Source organism: Gottfriedia acidiceleris (assembly GCF_004138285.1).
Taxonomy (GTDB): Bacteria; Bacillota; Bacilli; order Bacillales; family Bacillaceae_G; genus Gottfriedia; species Gottfriedia acidiceleris_A.
The window spans coordinates 17332-37164 of record NZ_SCFN01000010.1 but is presented as its reverse complement, the minus strand read 5'-3'; the positions used below and the strand labels follow the sequence as shown (position 1 = coordinate 37164).

27 protein-coding genes are annotated in these 19833 nt (G+C 30.5%); 6 read left to right on the top strand and 21 right to left on the bottom strand.

Annotated features, from left to right (window positions below):
• Entirely contained in the window at positions 1 to 201 is a 201-nt protein-coding gene (locus EP747_RS15310; protein ID WP_129691000.1) for a hypothetical protein, read from the bottom strand.
• Between the two features lie 64 nt (positions 202 to 265).
• Positions 266 to 859, bottom strand: coding sequence for a hypothetical protein (locus tag EP747_RS15305; RefSeq protein ID WP_129690999.1), 594 nt, complete (start codon positions 857 to 859; stop codon positions 266 to 268).
• A gap of 262 nt (positions 860 to 1121) precedes the next feature.
• Here EP747_RS15305 and EP747_RS15300 point away from each other — a divergent pair, with 262 nt between their 5' ends.
• Complete coding sequence (locus tag EP747_RS15300; protein WP_129690998.1) at positions 1122 to 1274, top strand: YpzG family protein; 153 nt, start codon at positions 1122 to 1124, stop codon at positions 1272 to 1274.
• 98 nt (positions 1275 to 1372) lie between these two features.
• Here the strand turns inward: EP747_RS15300 and EP747_RS15295 are convergent, their stop codons facing one another.
• From EP747_RS15295 to EP747_RS15275, 5 genes are all read right to left on the bottom strand, one after another.
• Entirely contained in the window at positions 1373 to 1504 is a 132-nt protein-coding gene (locus EP747_RS15295) for a DUF4023 domain-containing protein (protein WP_056466015.1), read from the bottom strand.
• Between the two features lie 82 nt (positions 1505 to 1586).
• On the bottom strand, positions 1587 to 1910 hold the full coding sequence (locus EP747_RS15290) for a DUF2085 domain-containing protein (RefSeq protein ID WP_129690997.1): 324 nt from the start codon (positions 1908 to 1910) through the stop codon (positions 1587 to 1589).
• A gap of 14 nt (positions 1911 to 1924) precedes the next feature.
• Positions 1925 to 2221, bottom strand: a complete 297-nt coding sequence (locus EP747_RS15285) for a hypothetical protein (protein ID WP_129690996.1) — start codon at positions 2219 to 2221, stop codon at positions 1925 to 1927.
• Between the two features lie 111 nt (positions 2222 to 2332).
• A complete protein-coding gene (locus EP747_RS15280; protein ID WP_129690995.1) occupies positions 2333 to 2629 on the bottom strand; it encodes a hypothetical protein in 297 nt (98 codons plus the stop codon).
• A gap of 179 nt (positions 2630 to 2808) precedes the next feature.
• Positions 2809 to 3564 (bottom strand): sporulation protein, encoded by a 756-nt coding sequence (locus tag EP747_RS15275; protein WP_129690994.1) that lies wholly within the window; start codon positions 3562 to 3564, stop codon positions 2809 to 2811.
• A 202-nt stretch (positions 3565 to 3766) separates the two neighbouring features.
• On the opposite strand from EP747_RS15275, the gene EP747_RS15270 reads away from it, so the two are divergent.
• Positions 3767 to 4207 carry a cupredoxin domain-containing protein gene (locus EP747_RS15270; RefSeq protein ID WP_129690993.1) on the top strand — a complete coding sequence of 147 codons (441 nt, stop codon included), beginning with the start codon at positions 3767 to 3769 and terminating at the stop codon, positions 4205 to 4207.
• Positions 4208 to 4330: 123 nt separating this feature from the next.
• Here the strand turns inward: EP747_RS15270 and EP747_RS15265 are convergent, their stop codons facing one another.
• The gene (locus EP747_RS15265) at positions 4331 to 4609 is read right to left on the bottom strand and encodes a FixH family protein (RefSeq protein ID WP_268895661.1); all 279 of its coding nucleotides are present in this window, start codon (positions 4607 to 4609) and stop codon (positions 4331 to 4333) included.
• 303 nt (positions 4610 to 4912) lie between these two features.
• On the opposite strand from EP747_RS15265, the gene EP747_RS15260 reads away from it, so the two are divergent.
• On the top strand, positions 4913 to 5377 hold the full coding sequence (locus tag EP747_RS15260) for a hypothetical protein (protein ID WP_129690991.1): 465 nt from the start codon (positions 4913 to 4915) through the stop codon (positions 5375 to 5377).
• A 56-nt stretch (positions 5378 to 5433) separates the two neighbouring features.
• Here the strand turns inward: EP747_RS15260 and EP747_RS15255 are convergent, their stop codons facing one another.
• The 4 genes from EP747_RS15255 to EP747_RS15245 all read right to left on the bottom strand — a co-directional run bounded on the left by EP747_RS15255 (position 5434) and on the right by EP747_RS15245 (position 7709).
• Positions 5434 to 6057 carry a histidine phosphatase family protein gene (locus EP747_RS15255; protein ID WP_129690990.1) on the bottom strand — a complete coding sequence of 208 codons (624 nt, stop codon included), beginning with the start codon at positions 6055 to 6057 and terminating at the stop codon, positions 5434 to 5436.
• 24 nt (positions 6058 to 6081) lie between these two features.
• The gene (locus EP747_RS24310; protein ID WP_165347085.1) at positions 6082 to 6234 is read right to left on the bottom strand and encodes a hypothetical protein; all 153 of its coding nucleotides are present in this window, start codon (positions 6232 to 6234) and stop codon (positions 6082 to 6084) included.
• Between the two features lie 40 nt (positions 6235 to 6274).
• The gene (locus EP747_RS15250; protein ID WP_129690989.1) at positions 6275 to 7126 is read right to left on the bottom strand and encodes an alpha/beta fold hydrolase; all 852 of its coding nucleotides are present in this window, start codon (positions 7124 to 7126) and stop codon (positions 6275 to 6277) included.
• A gap of 118 nt (positions 7127 to 7244) precedes the next feature.
• Positions 7245 to 7709, bottom strand: a complete 465-nt coding sequence (locus EP747_RS15245) for a GNAT family N-acetyltransferase (protein WP_129690988.1) — start codon at positions 7707 to 7709, stop codon at positions 7245 to 7247.
• A gap of 218 nt (positions 7710 to 7927) precedes the next feature.
• Here EP747_RS15245 and EP747_RS15240 point away from each other — a divergent pair, with 218 nt between their 5' ends.
• Together EP747_RS15240 and EP747_RS15235 are read left to right on the top strand one after the other, a co-directional pair.
• Positions 7928 to 8755: a 5'-nucleotidase, lipoprotein e(P4) family gene (locus EP747_RS15240; protein WP_129690987.1), complete on the top strand. Its 828-nt coding sequence runs from the start codon at positions 7928 to 7930 to the stop codon at positions 8753 to 8755.
• A gap of 510 nt (positions 8756 to 9265) precedes the next feature.
• Positions 9266 to 9913 (top strand): 2OG-Fe(II) oxygenase, encoded by a 648-nt coding sequence (locus EP747_RS15235; protein ID WP_235832893.1) that lies wholly within the window; start codon positions 9266 to 9268, stop codon positions 9911 to 9913.
• A gap of 263 nt (positions 9914 to 10176) precedes the next feature.
• On the opposite strand, the gene EP747_RS15230 is transcribed toward EP747_RS15235, so the two are convergent.
• Together EP747_RS15230 and EP747_RS15225 are read right to left on the bottom strand one after the other, a co-directional pair.
• Entirely contained in the window at positions 10177 to 11046 is an 870-nt protein-coding gene (locus tag EP747_RS15230; RefSeq protein WP_129690985.1) for a proline iminopeptidase-family hydrolase, read from the bottom strand.
• 56 nt (positions 11047 to 11102) lie between these two features.
• Positions 11103 to 11342, bottom strand: a complete 240-nt coding sequence (locus tag EP747_RS15225) for a hypothetical protein (protein WP_129690984.1) — start codon at positions 11340 to 11342, stop codon at positions 11103 to 11105.
• Between the two features lie 318 nt (positions 11343 to 11660).
• Between EP747_RS15225 and EP747_RS15220 the strand changes: the two genes are divergently transcribed.
• Entirely contained in the window at positions 11661 to 12521 is an 861-nt protein-coding gene (locus EP747_RS15220; protein WP_129690983.1) for an alpha/beta fold hydrolase, read from the top strand.
• Positions 12522 to 12621: 100 nt separating this feature from the next.
• On the opposite strand, the gene EP747_RS15215 is transcribed toward EP747_RS15220, so the two are convergent.
• The 7 genes from EP747_RS15215 to EP747_RS15185 form a co-directional block, all read right to left on the bottom strand.
• A complete protein-coding gene (locus tag EP747_RS15215) occupies positions 12622 to 13221 on the bottom strand; it encodes a response regulator transcription factor (RefSeq protein ID WP_114343483.1) in 600 nt (199 codons plus the stop codon).
• Positions 13218 to 14354, bottom strand: a complete 1137-nt coding sequence (locus EP747_RS15210) for a sensor histidine kinase (RefSeq protein ID WP_129690982.1) — start codon at positions 14352 to 14354, stop codon at positions 13218 to 13220. Before EP747_RS15210 ends, EP747_RS15215 begins: the two co-directional genes overlap by 4 nt.
• 104 nt (positions 14355 to 14458) lie before the next feature.
• On the bottom strand, positions 14459 to 15484 hold the full coding sequence (locus EP747_RS15205) for a fatty acid desaturase (protein ID WP_129690981.1): 1026 nt from the start codon (positions 15482 to 15484) through the stop codon (positions 14459 to 14461).
• A 270-nt stretch (positions 15485 to 15754) separates the two neighbouring features.
• Complete coding sequence (locus EP747_RS15200) at positions 15755 to 16282, bottom strand: hypothetical protein (protein WP_165347083.1); 528 nt, start codon at positions 16280 to 16282, stop codon at positions 15755 to 15757.
• Between the two features lie 243 nt (positions 16283 to 16525).
• Complete coding sequence (locus tag EP747_RS15195; protein WP_129690979.1) at positions 16526 to 17215, bottom strand: response regulator transcription factor; 690 nt, start codon at positions 17213 to 17215, stop codon at positions 16526 to 16528.
• Entirely contained in the window at positions 17215 to 18318 is a 1104-nt protein-coding gene (locus tag EP747_RS15190) for a sensor histidine kinase (protein WP_165347081.1), read from the bottom strand. The genes EP747_RS15195 and EP747_RS15190 overlap by 1 nt, the downstream gene beginning before the upstream one ends.
• Positions 18319 to 18547: 229 nt before the next feature.
• Complete coding sequence (locus EP747_RS15185; RefSeq protein ID WP_129690978.1) at positions 18548 to 19591, bottom strand: hypothetical protein; 1044 nt, start codon at positions 19589 to 19591, stop codon at positions 18548 to 18550.
• Positions 19592 to 19833 lie beyond the last annotated feature (242 nt).

Sequence of the window (19833 nt, the reverse complement as noted above, 5' to 3'; positions counted from 1 at the left end):
TTATCGTAATAATGCTTCTAATTTTTTTCCTCTTTGCAAATAGTAATCTAAATGTTTGTTTAAGTTATTTTCGTTCGTTTTGATTAGTCCATAGGTTGTGTTGAAGAAATTCCAATTTATACATCCTGTTAACCAAAGTAATGAAGAAAGTCTTTCAATATGCTCAGACCCAATCTGAATATAGTCACTGTATTTAGTCAAAAATTTGTCAACTAAAGTCTTTGAAACGTAGAATGAAGTATTCTCGTTTGTTTTTGAATACCATTTAATTAACCAAGCTAATCCCTCGAGTTCGATCAACATATGTAATTGATTCGAAATCGATTATTCCTTTTATGCATAAATCATCTTTACTCCATATGATATTTAATGGGTTCATATCTGATTGAATAATAAAGTCAAATTGACTCGTATGTGCTTTAGCATATTCTGCTGAAGTTGAATGAAATTTGGCTTCCATTTCTCCATCCACTTCTGCTATCGAATCATTAAAAGTAGAAATATGTATTCTATCTATCCATTTAAATAATATAAAACGATACGTTCGATTATCAATTAATACGCTCAAAAAACGATCATTCTTTTTGGTTTTCACAACTTGCATGAATGGTATATTATTTTCACCTAAAAACTCTGTGAATTTTATTTGATCTTCTATAATTTCATCTGAAAGTTCACCAAAAAACTCATTATTTGAGCGTTGCATACTGATAAATCTAGCTGAATAATCGTAATTGTTAACAAAAATCTTATAATGTTTATCGTTATACCAACTTTGTGGATTCAATTCTTTTTCAACTACAATAGACTCTAGTGACAATGGATATTGATTTAATATATTTATTAATAATTTTTCCATATTTTGAATCCTTTCAAAAAAATTTATTTAGAATTTAAAAGAATTCAATAAAATTTTTATAATTCCTTCAAAGAATAATATCGATTTATACTAAAAACTAATTGAGGCATAGGTGGACTACTCCTAAGTTTCAATATGCTTTATTTCTATATTTAATTAAGTTTTTAATACTTGTATCATTTTCAACTAATTTTCAAATACTAAATACGATATTCAGTTGAATATCACAGATATCCTAAATTAACTTAGAGGTGAATCAAACATGACAATAAAAAATCATTTAGATCCACATTCTCAGAAGTTTTACCACAATTGGACGAGACCTAAACGCGCTAAATCGCAAGTAAACGGCCATACTATGATGTCTCAAAACACAATCATTTTAAAAAGTGATGCTAAGGCTCATAAGTGGTAATTTTATGGATATTAAACAAGAAGGAAGACAACTTGTTGTCTTCTTTCTTTAAAAGTCAAAAATAGAAAAGCCATGACTTTAGTCACGGCCACCTTCAATTATTTATTTGTTCCATGTTGCTTAGTAGGTAATTTTTCGTTTGGTGTTCCATTACCTTGATGTTCTTTATTTTTTTGGTCTTTTCTTTGTTTTTCATGTAATTTTTCTACAAACTCATGAGTATCTTCCATTTTTATTCCTCCTTAGAAAAGAATCTAAGTGTACTTTAACCAATCATGGAGGAAAAAATTCATAAAAATTATGATGTATAAGTTACATAAGAATTTTTGTCAAAAAAAGAACAAACCTTATAATCAATATTGTCTGAGCAATGCCAAATAGTAATCCAGTTATGAAACGTAAATAATTATTACTTTCCCGCCAATTCCATTTCTGGGTATATCCGTCAATTAATAATGGCATCATTAATAAGGGTATATACCACCAAAGTAGTAATGATGAGATCATAAATAAAAATGGAAGAAACAAATAACCAATTAATACTGCAGAACATCTTGCACAAAGTGGAAAAGTATAAGAGCCTATATGAAATGACCTTTCTTGCTTACGATGACAAGGAATCCAATTAAAAATCAAAATTTATCCCCCTATTAGCTTGGACAATCCGGACTACAATCACAATCGGGTGCACAATCTGGTGTGCAATCAGGCGTGTGATGATGACAATCAGGGATGTCACAATCTGGTATAAAACCAAAATCACCGCAATCACACCAATCGATTCCTCTTCTATTCTTTCTTCTCCGTTCATAGTAAATAATCATTACAATTCCGAAAACAATACTTGCGCTAATCAATATTAGTCCTTTTACTAAAAAACCCTTTACAATTAATACGATTCCTACAATAAGAAGAATGAAAAAACCACTGATTAAGAAAAAGACCAACTTTACCACTCTTTCTTAAAAATAATTGAAAGACTAACGTGAAGTTAGTCTTGTACTTAGTCACAAACATAAATCCTATTAATAAGCCAATAACTTCATTTAAAAATCAGTCTATTTTGAACGTTGAGTAGCCGCACCAATCAAAATAAAAATGGCTGAGAGAATATGCATGATCATTCCTAAAATAGGAATCCATGCAAGACAAGATGTTATTATTCCAAATATATTTCCACTAGCAGAGACACCAGCTTTTTTCGCTAACACGAGTGTAATAATATGGAGGATTAAAGCTATAAATAATGGCGTATAACCAAAACCAATAACGATTGAACCACCTAAAACAGGTATACCGAGTAAAGCTTCAAAACCACCCGAAATCCATTTCATATTTTTAACGTTAGATTTCATAAAAACTCCTTTTCAACATAAAAATGTTAATTTTTTCTAGTAAATACTATTGTATTCTATAAATTCTTATACGGATAGTTTTTATTATAAATTCCATTTAAATTCAGTCTAAAGAATGAGAATTTCCGACTTTGTAAAAAATAAAAAGTAAGAGACAATAACTGTCTCTTACTTTTTATTTAGTTATATTGTTGTAAAAATGCCCTAACCGTTTTTGCAATTGATTGCGCATCTTTAAGTTGCTCATTTTTAAAGCTAAGTGATGTTTTCTTTTCATCTAATCCTAGTGATTCTTGTAGTAAACCTGTTAAACCACGATGTGAACCAGCTTTATCTACTCCTACCATCATAAACAGACCATCTTTATTCGGTTCAATCATACATTCAATTTCATCAAATCGCCATTCTCTTTTTGAGCTTGGAACAAACTCCCACTCTTGATAGAATCGACCATTTTGAGCCTCCACCTCAACCTGACGTAAACGGAAGCCAAGAATTGTAAATGCTTCAACAAAATTTGCTAATTCTTCATGTGCATGAACCTTTAAGAAATCAGTATCAGTAGGGTCTATACTTAAATCTATATCTAAATCAGTCTCAATCCAAACTTGGCCATGTCTTATTGTAATCGGTGTGTAAAATGGCAGTTGGAACGAAAAAGGAATTACTTTTTGTTCATTCGCTTCAATTTTCATTTTGCCTGATACACGTTCTTCATGTAGTTGGATTTTAACGTTTACCTCATCGTCTCCACTTTTCTTTTTAGCATAAGACTTTAATTTAAGCCCAATATGATTAATTTCTTGTGCAACTGAACCACCTTTAATTTCAACTACACCTTCAACATTTTTTCCTGGATATAAATCTCTCGTATGAATAATTGTATTTACCGTAGCAGCTCCAATTCCTAGTCTAGCTAGTACTTTTTTAAACATCAGATCCCCTCCAAAAAAATTACTACATTTCCATTATATAGTAGATTACCAATCTTGAATAATCCAAATTTAGTAATTATTCCCTTCTATTACATTATGAATAAAAGAAATAATTATGTAATTTACGAAAGTAGAATTATTAGACAAGTTATTAATAGGATAAGCATATTTTATAATATGAAATTATTTTTGGAGGTGTCTTATGCACTTTATTTTTATTAAGAAAAAATGGTTATTAATTTGCTTTCTCCTTGTAGTTATTGGATTAAGTGGTTGGTATTACTTAACACCAAATTCAGTTCAAACTGCAGTAGAGCAGCAGCACGTAAAAACAATAGACATCGATATGATCACAGCCGAATTTAGTACAAAGCTAGATGATGGAACGGAAATTGAAGCCTATAGATGGGATCCAGGTACGATTGTTATTGAAAAAAACCAAAAAGTAAATTTAAAAATTCATGGAATAAACGGAAAAGAACATAGTTTTCATATCGAAGGAACGAATATCACGGGTGTAGTTGCCAAAGGTAAAACGACTGAAGTACCTTTATTCTTTAAAAAAGAAGGTACATACCGATTAATTTGTGATACTCATTCTCATGACGGGGCACCAATGATTGGTTATATTGTTGTAGATTAATTATTTAATAACAAAAGCAGGTATACCGACCTGGCTTAAATGGACAACCAATTGTATTTCATGAAAAAAGATAGTAAAAATAGTCTAGCTTACTAAATTTACTATCTTTTTTCTTATTCATCTTTATCTAATTGATACTTTACGTTCATTTTTACCCTTTTTTAGAGTAATTTGTTTACTCCAAGTCCCTTCCATTGGGAGTTCTAAACTCACTTCATATATACCTTTATTTATTTTCTTCATACTCGCTTCAACATGATGATTCATACTTTTCATTTCCATTTTAAAATTAACCGAATCTACATCTACTTCTTTTCCATCTGAATTTACTAAATTTACTTGATATACATATGTATGGTTTTTATTTGTTATTTTTTTTTTCGTTAATTGATAATTTAATATGATCTAAAAAAGGGCTCGATTTAATTTCAGCTTTTTTTCCACAGCCAGAACAAATTAGTAAAATACATAACAAGGTTATGAATATGTAAAATAATTTCTTCATTTACATCACTCCTTTTTCCGATAAAATCCTCACCCTTACTTTACTAAAAAAAGTTAAGTAAATTTTGTGATAAAAAAGTAAAAGTATAAATAAAAATAAAATTATTCTTATCTCATTCATACAATTAAGCTTTTTCAACATATAATTGAACATTATAACTCAAACAACTAAGGATCCAACATAGGGAGGAGTTTAACTTAATGTTCTTAGAATGGGCTAGCATTGTATTAACTGTTCTACTTTCATCATATGTCATTCTAATCGCAAATAGAAAAAAAGAAAAACTTTCTTGTACAGCCGGAAAAATGATCAGTATGACGAATTCAATGATGACAAGTGTCACTGTGGGTACAATCTTTGGTATTTTTTTTCGGAATACAGATTTAACGATCCCCACAATTATTTCAATGTCTGCGGGCATATTAATAGGATACTTAACTGGTAAACCATTATCATTAATGGCTGTATTAGAAGGAATAACTGCGGGAATTATGGGTGGAATGATGGGAGCAATGCTTGGCATTATGCTACAGGAAACTTATTTAAATATATTAATCTATTTTATAGACGTTGTTTTTGTATTAGTTACAATCCTATTAATTAAAGTGATTGATCAAGAAGTTAGCAAATTCAATAAAAATGAAAAATCTTTCCAATCAATTTGATCATAAAAGGCCTACCTATTTTTAATTAGGTAGGCTAACATATTTTAGTAAAAACATTAAATACGATCCAAATGAGTTGTATCGCAAAGTACTTCAAATTCCAACTCTTTATCCTCACCAAAATTAATAATCGTTAAACTTGTTCCGTGGACATAAGGTAGATCCCATAATTTTTCAATAGGTGATTGTTTTAAATGAGCTACAATTGTTGCCAAAACAACTGCATGTGTAACAATTAATATATTTCCTTCTTCATTTGATTTTATAATGTTCTGAATTACATTGCCTACTCTTTCTCTTAAGTCGAGTAAACTCTCACCCTGATTTCGACTATGGTCGTATAAATGTGGTGTTTTCCAAAGCGATTCGAATTCATTTTCAAAGCACTCATTGATTTCTTTTTTCGTTTTACCTTCCCAATCGCCAAAATTAATTTCTTTTAAATCATCTTCCTCAATAATTGGAATGGAGGGATTGTTTTTTAAAATATGTGCAGTTGTTACTGCACGTTTACTCGAACTAGTATATATTTTACTAAAACTCACTTTAGCTAATTTTTTACTTAATAATTTAGCATCACTAATCCCACTAGCAGTAAGTTCTGAATCTTTTGATCCCTGTAATCGATTTTCGATATTCCACACCGTTTCACCGTGTCTTGTTAAATAAATTGTTAACAACTTTAGTCCTCCAGCTTTAGTAAATTATTCCTTAACTTGTTTTTCTTCTCTTCGTTCATATAATATACCTGCGATTAAGGCAAGTAAAACATTTGTTATTAACAATGGGCTAAATCCAGAACCACAAACTAATGATAAAACTAACGCAATAATTACGAAAAGGATTGGCAAATTCATTTTATATTCTCCTTAAAAACTAATAAATTTCAGACATATTTTAGTCAAGGTTTTTTTTAGTAAATTGTTTTACTTCCTTAAAAAATAGTTCCTTCTCTTCTAAAAATGGATAATGATTACTTTCATTTAAAATGACTAATTTCGAATTTGCAATTCCTTCAGCCATTTCTTCTGAATATTCGATTGGGCATTGTACATCATGTTTGCCACAAATGATTAAAGTTGAACAGCTTATTAATGCTAATTTTTTTGTTACATCGTAAATTTGATATTCCCTATTAAAGTAATTTAGTCTAATTACAGACATTTTTTTAGAGATTGGTAAATTAAAATATTCATGATATCGTTCAGGCTTATGTAAAGATAGCTTTGTCCGCTCAATTGATAGAGCTACTCTTTCTTCATTAGACAATGCATTACCTTTTAGTCTTTCAATTAATTCTTGCATTTTATTAAATTGTGGATGAGTCCTGTTATAAATACAGTTTTTTGAAAATGTTGAATAGTCTCTTGCTGCAGCTCCAACAATAATATTATGATTTAAAGAATTTGAAAAATAGATCCCATAAATGATTCCAAGCATTCCACCGGTAGAATGTCCAGCAAAATTCCAGGATGAAAAACCTAACGTTTTCCTAATTTCTTCTAAATCAAAAATTGTTTCTAACATACTTAATTCATAAGGAAAATGTGCTTTTTCAGAATTACCCGTTTCTCTTAAATTTATTAAAAATACTTTAAATAATTTAGTAAATGAATTTGCAAAATAATCTCCTGTATCATTAAACTCAGAGTAATTATGTGTTACACATAAAGGCTCTCCCTCACCTTTACAAAATACTTCAAATGTACCTCGTTTCGTATTAATTAGTCTTCGTTCCCATTTCTCCATAGCGTAAAAACCCCTACTTTTTGACATACCCAACTATTTCTTGAAAATAGGTACTAATTCCTATCATCTAAAAAAATGTTCACATAATATTCATAAAATAATAATACGTTAAATTCAGTTATCTCTGAATTGTGTAATACCAAACTTCTTCTTCCCCAAAGTAGTCACCAGTCGGATTAAATCCGGATTGCTTATATAAATTCATAGCTAATTTATTATCTTTATGAACTGTTAATCGAATCTCATTGCATTGCTGAAATTTATTCACAATCCATTTTATCATTTCAGAAAATGCTAATTTACCATAACCTTTACCTTGAAACTGTTTATCAATTAAAAACCCATTTATCCAATAACTATTTGTTGTATGTTCTTCAAAAGCATGCATAATAAATCCGACCATTGTCTGATCATCATAAATTGCAAATGGGATATATTCCACTTTTTCGCCATCTGGTTTTATATATACTTTTGCAATGGATACTGCAACCGAAGGAACAAAATTCAATTGTTCTCTATCTACTTCAAGTTTAATAGCTTCTTCCCAATTTTCTCTTGTTACGATTTTTAAATGAATAGTCATCGATAGCCTCCCTTTAAACTTAAAATTTAAATCTCTTATATCATATCACTTTCTTTACTAAATTCAGAAATTTCCGAAATTACGGTAAATGAAATTTTTAATCAAAGGCGAATATTTTTTAGTCTTTAGGTAATAACAACCTTGAAAAGCAATTTTTCATATTTACTAACTAATTTTTATTTAGCTAGTACATTTAATAAATATGAAAGGAAAATATTATGAAAAAAATTGTTATTATTCTCTCTATCTTATTTGCATTTGCCATTGGTTCCTTGGCTGGCATTGGTTTTAGTAAAGCTGAATTTGCAAGAAGCACACAAGAACATAATGTTATGTCTACTAATTGGTTTCAATCCTCTGCGGAAAATAAGGCTTTGCAAGTTCAAATTTATAATCAGGCGAAAGAAGAGCTTGCTGAAACAATGGTTAAAAAGAAAGCAAGTGATAAATTAAATAATAAAGCGAAACCAGCCGCAGTTGTTTTAGACATTGATGAAACAATCCTTGATAATTCCCCTGATACAGCTTGGTCAATTAAGAATAATACTTCCTACCCACAAGGCTGGGATGAATGGATCCATATGGCAAAAGCTGATTTAATCCCTGGTGCAAAAGATTTCTTGCTCGCAGCGAAAAAAATGAACGTTGATGTTTTTTATCTTACAAATCGTTCTGAAAAAACACGAAATGATACAATTAAAAATATGAAATTACATGGTTTACCGAATGTTGACTCTAAACATTTATTTTTTAAAACAGATACAGCTCAAAAAGGACCGAGACAAGCAGAGATTGCAAAAACCCATGAAATTGTTATGTTAATAGGCGATAATTCAAACGATTTATCAGATATTTTTTATAAAGCGGATTTGAAAACTCGAAAAGATAATGTCGACAAAATTGCAAAGGACCTAGGCATAAAGTATATCCAATTACCAAATCCAATGTATGGAGATTGGGAAGATGCGCTCTATCATTACAAAATGTCAAAAAATGCTGATGAAAAAGCAGTCGATCGATATAAGGCTTTACAACCAATGAAATAGATAGCTTACTAAGGTTAGATGAGTTAGTATTAACTTATCTGACCTTTTTCTTTATTAACCTCCAACATTTGATTGGATAAATACTATTTTCATATGATAAATTTATATTTTTTCTAATTTTATTTAGCTCAAACTACTCCATCTTATTATCAATACTATGGGTTTTCAACACATGAAAATCGACCAAAACCTGAACTTCCACAATTAAACTACTTTAAAATTAATTTTCTAAAATTTCTTGAAACTTTGGTCTGATAGTCTTGGATTTAAGCAGGAAAATGACATTATAATGAGGAAATTATTCTAAAACCAGTTTTATTGTCTATGGTATTACAGCCTTGATTTAACAATCTATATTTTAGTTTTTTCTTTTCTACAAAAATGATTTACCAAATTAAAGGCCGATTTTGAGTTTTCATTTATTTACATTCGTGTAATTTGTTCCAGGCAATGAGCCCACCAATTTTTCCCAGGATTTGTATTAATGAATACACAAGGAGATGTGACAAAATGTTAGAAGTAGGAAAGTTAAAGGAAACCGAACAAACCATTTTTAATCATACTGGCCCGATTATCCAAACAATTGATCGCGAGATTGAGATTCTTACTCGGAAAGAGGAACCATTAGTTGTATTACTTGATAATGTTTTAAGTGATGAAGAATGTGATGAGCTAATCAACCATGCGAAATTGCGCATGAAAAGGTCAAAAATTGGGTTATCTCATGAGGAAAATGAGATGCGAACAAGTAGTAGTATGTTTTTTGAGGAAAGCGAAACGAAACTTATCAAACGTATTGAAAAACGAATCGAAACGATCATGAATATTCCAATCGAACATGCAGAACCATTACAAGTTCTTCATTACGAACCAGGACAGCAGTATAAACCGCATTTCGATTACTTTTCCAATCATCGGACAAATAATAATAGGATTAGTACACTCATTCTCTATTTAAATGATGTGGAAGAAGGCGGAGAAACGATTTTTCCTACACTTAATTATTCTGTTTCCGCAAAAAAAGGCACTGGTTTATACTTTGAATATTTTTATCAGGACGAAGCAATCAATGAACTAACGATTCATGCAGGTAGCCCTGTTATTAGCGGAGAAAAATGGGTTGCAACTCAGTGGATGAGACGACAACGTATTCGCTAGTATTTAAAAAATAAATAGATTCTTTAATAGAATATTTTGTATCTTTAGGACCTGATATTTCAGATAATTCTAATAATATCCGGTCTTTTTTTATTTAAGGTATTTTCATTTTCTTGCTTTTTCAGTAACTCATAATTTTTTGTTATTTAGTAACTCATGTACCCTTTATGAGTTACCAAATCTCACATGCCCCCTCCACAACTAACGAAATCCACCATCAAAAAAACGCAAGGTATCAACCTTGCGTTTCACAATTTAATTGTTTATTCAACTTCCTTCAAAAAGCTTTCAACTACTCGTATATACTCTTCTGGCTCTTCTATGTACGGCATATGTGCACTTTGCTCAAATACGTGGAATTTTCCATTAGGCGTTAGCTCGCTGAAATATTCTGTTGATTTAGGTGTTGCTTCATCGTATCTACCGCAAGTATACATTGTAGGGACTTGGATATCTTTTAATTTTGAAGTGCAGTCAAAATCCTTTAAGTTCCCAGTTACATGAAACTCTGATGGTCCCCACATAATATTGTAAACTTCTGGATTCCTGTATTGTTTTCCTTTTTTTAGGAATTCTGGATATGGGTCTAATCTGCAAACAAAATGCTTGTTAAATACAGCGTTAGCATTTTTGTATTCTTCCGAATCTGTTGTTCCATTTTCCTCACACTTTATTAATGTTTCTTGTACATCAATCGGGAGTAGTTTTCGATTTCGATCCTGATCCTCAGCCCATAACGGGGCACTTAAACAAGGGCTTGAAAAGATTATACTTTTCACTCCAACTGGTCTCGATAAATAATAAGCTGCACCAAGTGTTGTTCCCCACGAATGACCTAGTATATGAAACTCATCAAGCGAAAGTGCCTCTCGGATTTGCGCTAATTCTTCAACAAATCTATCAATATTCCATAAAGTGGTTTCTGTTGGACGGTCAGACTTTCCACATCCTAACTGATCATAAAAAATAACTGGACGATCTTCTGCTAATACGTGTAGTCCTTGCATTGAATAATGCGATGATCCAGGCCCTCCATGTAAAACAACAACAGGGATTTTAGATGAATTTTTATTATGAAACTGATACCACACTTTCCCGCCTGTTACTTCAATAAACCCCTCAATCACATTCATTTATTTCTCTCCTTTTCATTAAAAACATATATTAATAAGGAAAATAACCACCTATCTCAAACATTGGTTTTTTTGATGATGTAAGCAAGTACGAAAGGAATCATTGGAAGAAATGCAACCAACTTAAACCAACTCTCTGCGCCACCAAAGTAAAGTGTTGGTAGTATTAAGGCAACTCCGCTCACTATTAATGTTTTCCAGGATTTTTTCCTTAGTCCCCAAACTAATAGAATGATTCCAGAACTAATTAATAACCAAAAGATTAACCCTACCCAATAGAATCCAGCATATTCCATTAATTCACACCCTAGTCAGTTTTATGTATTACAGGAAATTTTATTTAAAGATTCTTCCGGTAAAAAATAAACGATAGGTATTCTTTGCTTGAATAAATTCTATATTTATCTGAATTTTACCACATTTTTATTTTAAATAGAAAAACATTATGAATTTACATTTCATGATAGTAATAAAATAGTTAATTAAATTTCAAATCTACTGATCACTTTTAATTAAACAACCTTATTCAAAGAAATTGCAAATTGTCATGAATTATTATGAGATGAAATAATATAGGAAAGTAAGACATTTAAAAGCCAATGGGGGCGATTAAATTGGCATTTGTAGAACTTGATTCTCATACTAAGCTCTATTATGAAGATCACGGAGAAGGTCAAACAGTTGTTTTTGTTCATGGAGTTATGATGAGTTGTAAGTTTTTTCATAAACAAGTACCGTATTTTAGTAAAAATTATCGCGTCATTACTTTAGACTTACGAGCACATGGAAAGTCCTCAAAAGTTCAATATGGGCATACAGTAGCACAGTACGCACGTGATTTAAAATGCTTTATAGAAAAACTAGATTTAAAGGATGTAATTTTAGTAGGCTGGTCAATGGGAGCTTTTGTATTGTGGGATTATGTTAATCAATTTGGGAGCAAAAATATTAAGGCGCTAGCAGTTGTTGATCAATCTGCATCCGATTATATATGGCCAGATTGGGAGTTTGGGGCATTTGATTTTACGATTTTAAAAAATGTAATGCAGTCTATCCAGGAAGACCAGAACAAATTTAATAGCGATTTTATATATGGAATGTATATGGATCAACCTGATCCAAAAGAACATAAATGGATATTAAAAGAAATGAATAAATTACCTGCAGCGATTGCAAGTACAATCGTATTTAATCAAACTGCTGTAGATTATCGGGATACTCTTTCTAATGTCGATATTCCAACATTAATTTGTTTTGGTAGTCATGGATTTTTCCCATTAGCCGCTGGTGAGTTTATCCAGAAAAATATAAAAGGTTCAAAATTTGTTCCATTTTATAATAGTAGTCATTTATTATTTTTGGAAGAAACAGATAAGTTCAATCAGGAACTAGACGATTTTTTTAAAGAAGTACAAAAATCAGGAAAAGGAAAAATAAAATCTAGAAAAAAAGAAAAAAGAAAAACAGGAAACTAAATAGTGAACAAGGAATGCGGAATTTTGGGGTAAAGGATTGAAAAAATTCAATTCCTGCCAAACCTGCATTTCTTGTTTTTCAAGCTTCCTGCCATTAACTTCACTTAAACCAACCTTTTTCTTTTGATTGTTTTATAGCTTCGATTCTATTTTTAACTTCTAATTTGTCCAAAATCATAGAAATATAATTTCTCACTGTTCCAGTTTTTAGACTTAATTCATCCGCAATTTCTTGAGTGTTCTTACCATCAGCTACTAACTCTAAAACTTCTTTTTCTCGGTCAGTTAACGGATTTTCCTCTGCATATACATCGTCCATAAGTTCTGGAGCATAGATTCTCTTACCGGCAATAATACTTCTTATTGAACTTGCTAACTCTTCACTTGGACTATCCTTTAATAAATAGCCTTTTACACCTGCTTTTAATGCTCTTTGAAAATAACCAGATCTAGCGAAAGTTGTTAATATAATAACTTTACAATCGAAAACTTTTAATTCTTCTGCAGCCTCAAGTCCAGTTTTACCAGGCATTTCAATATCCATTATACAAATGTCAGGTTGTAATTGCTTGACTAGTTTAACTGCTTCTTCTCCGTTTGAAGCTTGACCAACAACTTCCATATCATCTTCTAGATTAAGTAAAGAACCAAGAGCACCTAATAGCATTCGTTGGTCTTCAGCAATTACGATCCTAATCATTCTAGTTCCTCCACTTCAATTTGTTTTACATCGATTGGAACTTTCATAATTAAAGTCATTCCGTTTTCACAGTTTACCTCTAATGTTCCATTCACAAATTCGAGTCGCTCCTTCATTCCAATTAACCCATAGCCGGTTGTAAATTTTTCCGATTTACAACCAACTCCATTATCTATAACCGAAAAAATTATTTCATTTTTCATTTGTTTAATAGATATTTTACATAAAGTAGCATTACTATGTTTTACAACATTTGTTACAGCTTCCTTTAAGCACATACTAACAATATTTTCTGTAAGTAAGGATACATTTGTAAGTTGAAAGTTATCATTACATTCAACTGTAATTTCAGCCGCATGTAGAATTTGCTTAATCCTTATTAATTCATCTTTTATTCGAATCCCTCTCATTTGAGAAACTATTTTTCGAACCTCATTTAAAGCTGTTCTGGCCGTTTGTTGTACATCCTTTAATTCATTTTGAGCTAAATCTGGATCCTTTGTAATTAACTTTCTAGCTAAGTCACTTTTTAAGCCAATCAGTGAAAGTTTTTGACCTAGCGTATCATGTAAATCTCGAGCAATTCTTTGACGTTCTTCTAGTTTTACAAGATCTGAAATACGTTTATTAGCATCTACTAACTTTTCTTCCAATTGCCCTCTCTCATTTTTACTGTAAAGACTAAAAGGTAACAAAATAACGCTAATCCAAGTAATGATAATAAATGGAAGCTGCCTAATTATTAATTCTTCTTGAAGGATAATCGTGATGTTGATTGATATTGTAGTGATTACTAAATGAAGGATATATAAAGTTAAAAATGTAACTCGATTTTTTCTCTTTCCAATCATATATGCTATAAAAAATGCAAAATATACATAACTAAAAAGTATATTCATAGAAGTGGATATGATGATTAACATGGATGACCATAGAAAAATTGACCATCCTTTTGATATGTACGCCAATCGATAAATTATAAAAAATGATATTGTTAGTAAAATTCCTATTATGATTCTTAAAGTGGAATGTGCAGAAAGAAAAATAAAATAAAATGGTGAAATTCCTAATACTGTCCAAATATATGGCGAGATTCCTGTACTTCTTAGGAAAACTAAATATCTTTTAAACATAAATTTACCTCATTATTCAAACGTTTTGTGACCTTATATAACAATCTTATCATATTTAAGCAAAGTTAATCTGTATAAAAATGTAAATAAAATACATCAAAAGTTCAGACAGTGTCTGAACTTTCGCGATTTATTTTATAGATTGATTTTATATCTTTAAATCCTACAAATTGCTTTTTTTCTTCATCCCATAATTTGAATTTTAAAGATGTTAAACTAGTTTTTAGTGTAATCGTCGGTACACTTTGTAATGGAAGCGTATTATTATGAACAGACTCTAAATTATAATTCGGTACTCTTGGACTTAAATGATGAACATGGTGGTATCCAATATTACCTGTAATCCATTGCAATAATTTTGGAAGTTTATAAAACGAGCTTCCTTCAACCGCTGCTTTTACATATTCCCAATTCGCATCTTCTTCAAAATAAGTGTCTTCAAATTGATGCTGTACATAGAAAAGCCAAATTCCTAATACTGCCGAGATAAAAAAGATCGGACCTTCTACTATTAAATAATTTTCCCAACCTATTGTAAGGCAAAATAACGCTGAAACCCCAACGATTAAAATATTAGTTAAATAGGTGTTTAATCTCTCTTTTAATTTTGCATTTTTCGTATTGAATCGATTTGAAATTAACACGATATAAATCGGTCCTAAACCAAACATAATTAATGGATTACGGTATAGACGATATTGTATTTTTGTCCAAAGCGATGCTTCAACGTACTCTTCAACAGTTAAAACCCACATATCTCCAATCCCGCGTTTATCTAAGTTACCACTTGTCGCATGGTGGATTGAATGACTATGCTTCCACTGGCTGAATGGAAATAAAGTAACAACGCCTGTAATTGTGCCAAGAACTTTATTGGCTGTTTTGTTCTTAAAAAATGATTGATGACAACAATCATGGAAGATGATAAATATCCTTATTAAGAATAGTGCAGCAACAATATCAATAAATATCGTTAATACTACTGAAATAGAAATACTCTTATAGGCAAAATACCACAAAAATATAAATGGAATAAAAGTATTAATCATTTGCCAAATACTAGCTTTTAAATTTGATTTTTCATAAGGAATAATTTGCTTTCGTAAACTCTTTTGATTTTCTTTTGACATTTAGAAGTTCCTTCCTAATGTTGTAACTTTTATTATTATATTATCCTAATTATATAAGTTATTTTCCCCAGTGGTAGTAGCAGGCGTCATATGTAAAAGATGACAAATGTCATATTAAATTAAACGCTTACTTTCAATCTTGATTCTTTAAAAACACATTAATTATAATGTTTAATTTTTTGGTAAATATTATAGTTTTTTCATAAAAAAAAGTAATACTCAAATAGTATTACTTTTAATCAGTTAGAACACCATAAAAAAATGATTTTTTTATGGTGTTGCCACTTTTTTATTCTTTTTTATTTTTCCAAAAGGTTTAAAATACGTAATGAATGTCATAAATGCTAAGCAACTTAAGTTAAAAATTCCAGTTATTATAATTGAAAGCCAAGTTGACTCAAATTTATTTTCATTAAGTGCACCAGCCCCTAATACTTCTGCGGTTTTTACTAGATAGGCGAACCAATCATTAATCAAAAAGATGCCAATCAAAATAATTAAGACAGTTAGAACAAGTTTTATAACAACCCAATAATATTTTACTAATCCCCACTGCGTCCAAACTGAAAGTAAAATCCCAGTAACTAAAGTTGCAAGTGCAGGATATTTTAGTAAATTTTCATCTATGATATGCATACTCGATAATGTATAAATAAGCTGCTCTGAGTTTTGTGCATTTTTCAAATATAATCCTAATATTATTAAACTTAATGTACCTCCAAACCAAGCACATACTGCTAAAACATGTACACTAACTAATATATTTTTTTTCGTTAAATTTATTTTCTTTTTAGCCACTACTCTGTTCCCTCCGTTTTCATTAATTTATACTTTTAATCATAGTGGCAAGATATAAAACTACTATTATCAATTTCTTAAATAATTCTTAAATCAACTCTTAATTAAAATATAGCTTTTTCCATATGTACTTTCTCATTTAAAATGTGTATATCAGCAATGTTGGAAAATAAAAAAGAGCCACCCCTAAAGTCAGTACAACTTACTCACGGGATAACCCTTAAATATATTAATTTTTAAAAATTAATCTTTAAACCGATATCCCGCTCCCCATATCGTCTCAATATAATTCGGGTTGGATGGGTCAACTTCTATTTTTTCACGGATTTTACGGATATGAACAGTTACAGTAGAAATATCTCCCACAGTTTCAAATCCCCATATTCGATCAAATAATAATTCTTTACTGAATACTTTATTTGGATTTGAAGCAAGAAAGGTAAGTAAGTTAAACTCTTTCGTTGTGAATATTTTTTCTTCTCCATAAACAAGAACTTTTCTAGAATCTTTTTGAATTGTAAGTCCTCTTACTTGAAGTTCTTCTTCATTAATTTGACCTTTATTTGCTAAACGTTGATACCTTGAGAGATGAGCTTTGACTCTGGCTATTAATTCACTTGGACTAAATGGTTTCACGATGAAATCATCTGCCCCTAGACCAAATCCCCTAATTTTATCAATATCTTCTGTTTTTGCTGAAACAATTAAGATCGGGATGTCTTTACATTCCCGGATTTTTTTACATATTTCAAATCCATTTAGTTCTGGCAGCATTAAGTCGAGTATGATTAAATCATATTCCTTTGATAAAGCTTTTTGAAGTCCACTTTTCCCATTAGATTCTATTTCAACTTCAAAATCATTTATTTCTAAGTAATCTCTTTGTAATAATGCGATACTTTGATCATCTTCAATAATTAAAACCTTTTTCATTATGTCACCTTTAATATTAATTTCTTATTTAATGAAAGAAAAATATTAGTATATTCACCAATTTGACTTTCTGCCCACACTTCTCCACCGTGCTCTTCTATAATTCTTTTTGCAATAGCCAGTCCTAATCCAGTACCACCTGTCGATAGATTTCTTGATGGATCAGCTCGGTAAAAACGATCAAAAATAAACGGAAGCGCCTCTTTAGAAATCCCCTTACCGTTATCTTGAAATTTTATTGTTATTTTTTCTTTGTCATCTATTAATTTTATGGTAATTTGTTTTTCATCTTTATCCATGTATTTCAAACTATTTTGTATGATATTTGTCATTACACGTTTGAATTGTTCCCGGTCTATCAGAACAATACTATTTTCTCGATTCACATTCTCACTATAGCTAATACTTACATTTATCGGTTCTAAATCAAATTTTAACTCCTCGATACGATCGACTAAATAATCATGAATATTTACTTCTTCAAAATGAAATGGTACCCGTTTTAAATCTAACTTCGAATAAAGGAATAGTTCATTAATCAATTGATCCATATCCAATGTTTTCAGATAAATTGTTTCAATATACCGGTCCATTTTTTCTGGTGTATTCGCCACGCCATCTTTAATCCCTTCAATATAGCCTTTTATTGATGTAATTGGTGTCTTAAGATCATGTGAAATATTCGCAATTAATTCTTTACGATTTTCTTCGTATTTTTTCTGTATTTCAGCTGACTCTTTTAGATTTCTCCTCATTAATTCAAAGCTAATTGCTAATTGACCGAGTTCATCTTTATTGATTTGTTTAACTTCAAAATTTAAATTTCCTTCACTAATTTGTTTAGCAGCATTTGTAAGATTTTTTACTGGTCTTAGTATACTTCTGGAAACAAAATATGATAGCACTCCATTTGTAATTGCAAAAATAGGGACAATGATTCCGAAACGGAAAAAATAAAATGAATGTGGTGGATGACCATTAAATTTAGGTTCAAAAACTTTGTAGTAAAACACACCGAGCAAAATCTCGATGAGGATAAAAGAAATGATTGGAATAACAATCATAGCAATATTAGATAAGATTAACCGTTTTCGAATCGACAAAATATACTCCAACTTTCAGGCGTGTGATGAACTATTACTTTATTACATTTTAGATATTAGTATGTGGCATAGTATAATTTAGAAAAATTAATTGCCTATTATTAAATTCTTAAATAATTCTTAAATTTTATACTACCATCCTCCAGAAAACTTTATTAGGTTAAATATAAAAAAAGTGTGACACATACATAAGCGTCACACTGTTCATTAAAATATTAATGTTTGAAATCTACAGGCTACCAATAAAATTCATTTTATCTACTTCCATCGAATCGTAAGCACCATCGATTAGTTTTCGAACATCTTGTAAAGTACTTTGCAAATTAACAGATGCTCCTTTTGTACCTGTGAATTCTTCTGCTACGAAAAATGGTTGAGTTAAATATGCTTCTAATAATTCACCACGTTTATACGTCAATTTTTCATTTCCAGGTAATGAATCAATTCCATGTACTGTTACTAATGACCTTAGTTCACGATATCTACGTAATAATTTCTGTGCTGCTTTTTGTACTTGGTTGTGGGTTTGATCTAGTTGATTATCTTCTAAAACTGTAGATGTTGAATGAATAGGATTAATTGCAGGGTATTTATGTCTGAAAGCTAAGTCTGCATCAAACTGCCATAATGTTTCTAAAGGTCCGTAAGGGAAATCTTCGTCCACCGCTTCTCCTTTTAAATCAACTAAAAAAGTAGTTACACCTTCAATACCGATATCTGCTAATTTTTGTTGGAGACGGTTAATATCACCTGTAATGACGTTTGAACGATCCGCTGCGAAAGCAAACTCTACGTTTTTTCCCTCTTTTGCAATTGTTTCATACACTTCAGCAATTGAATGACATACTAAATTTACATCAGCTAAAATATCGTCTATTTCTGGATGCTCACCTTCTGGTTTTAATAAAATTGTAAAATAGGAATCATTCTTTAATTTATAAAACATTTCTGCTAATACAACTAATTGACCCATACCTGGTCTTGCAACCAACCCGACTGTACCACCTTTTACTAATGGAGCAAATAAATCAAGCGTTTTTATTCCCGTTTCAATCATCTCAATTTTCTCCCCTCTAATTATAAGTTCATCCAATGTACATTCTGCTAAAGCAGCTAATGCGACTAGTGTTCTTACTTCTGAGCGACCAATTGGAATTTTTCCGGTACATAAGTTTGAAACGGTTGCTGGTCGAAGTCCAACAGTTTTTGCAGAAGTAGTTAAATTCGGTACTCTACGACGTAACAAAGCGACATTCAAGCGTAAATTTTCCATTTTTCTCCTCCTATAAGTTTAATTTATTCGAATTTACAGAATTGTGCAAGTGTTTTTTACTTTCAAAAGTATTTTTTTTACCTCCCAAAGTAAAAACGAGTATTTTTCACTAAAAATACTATGTTTTTTGGAAATTAACTGGATTTTTTTGATCACTAGAATAAGTAGAATTTCCTAACTTTGAACATTAAAAAAAAAGAGAAGTTGACCAGTCTTCTCTTTGAAATGTTTCTTTATGAAAT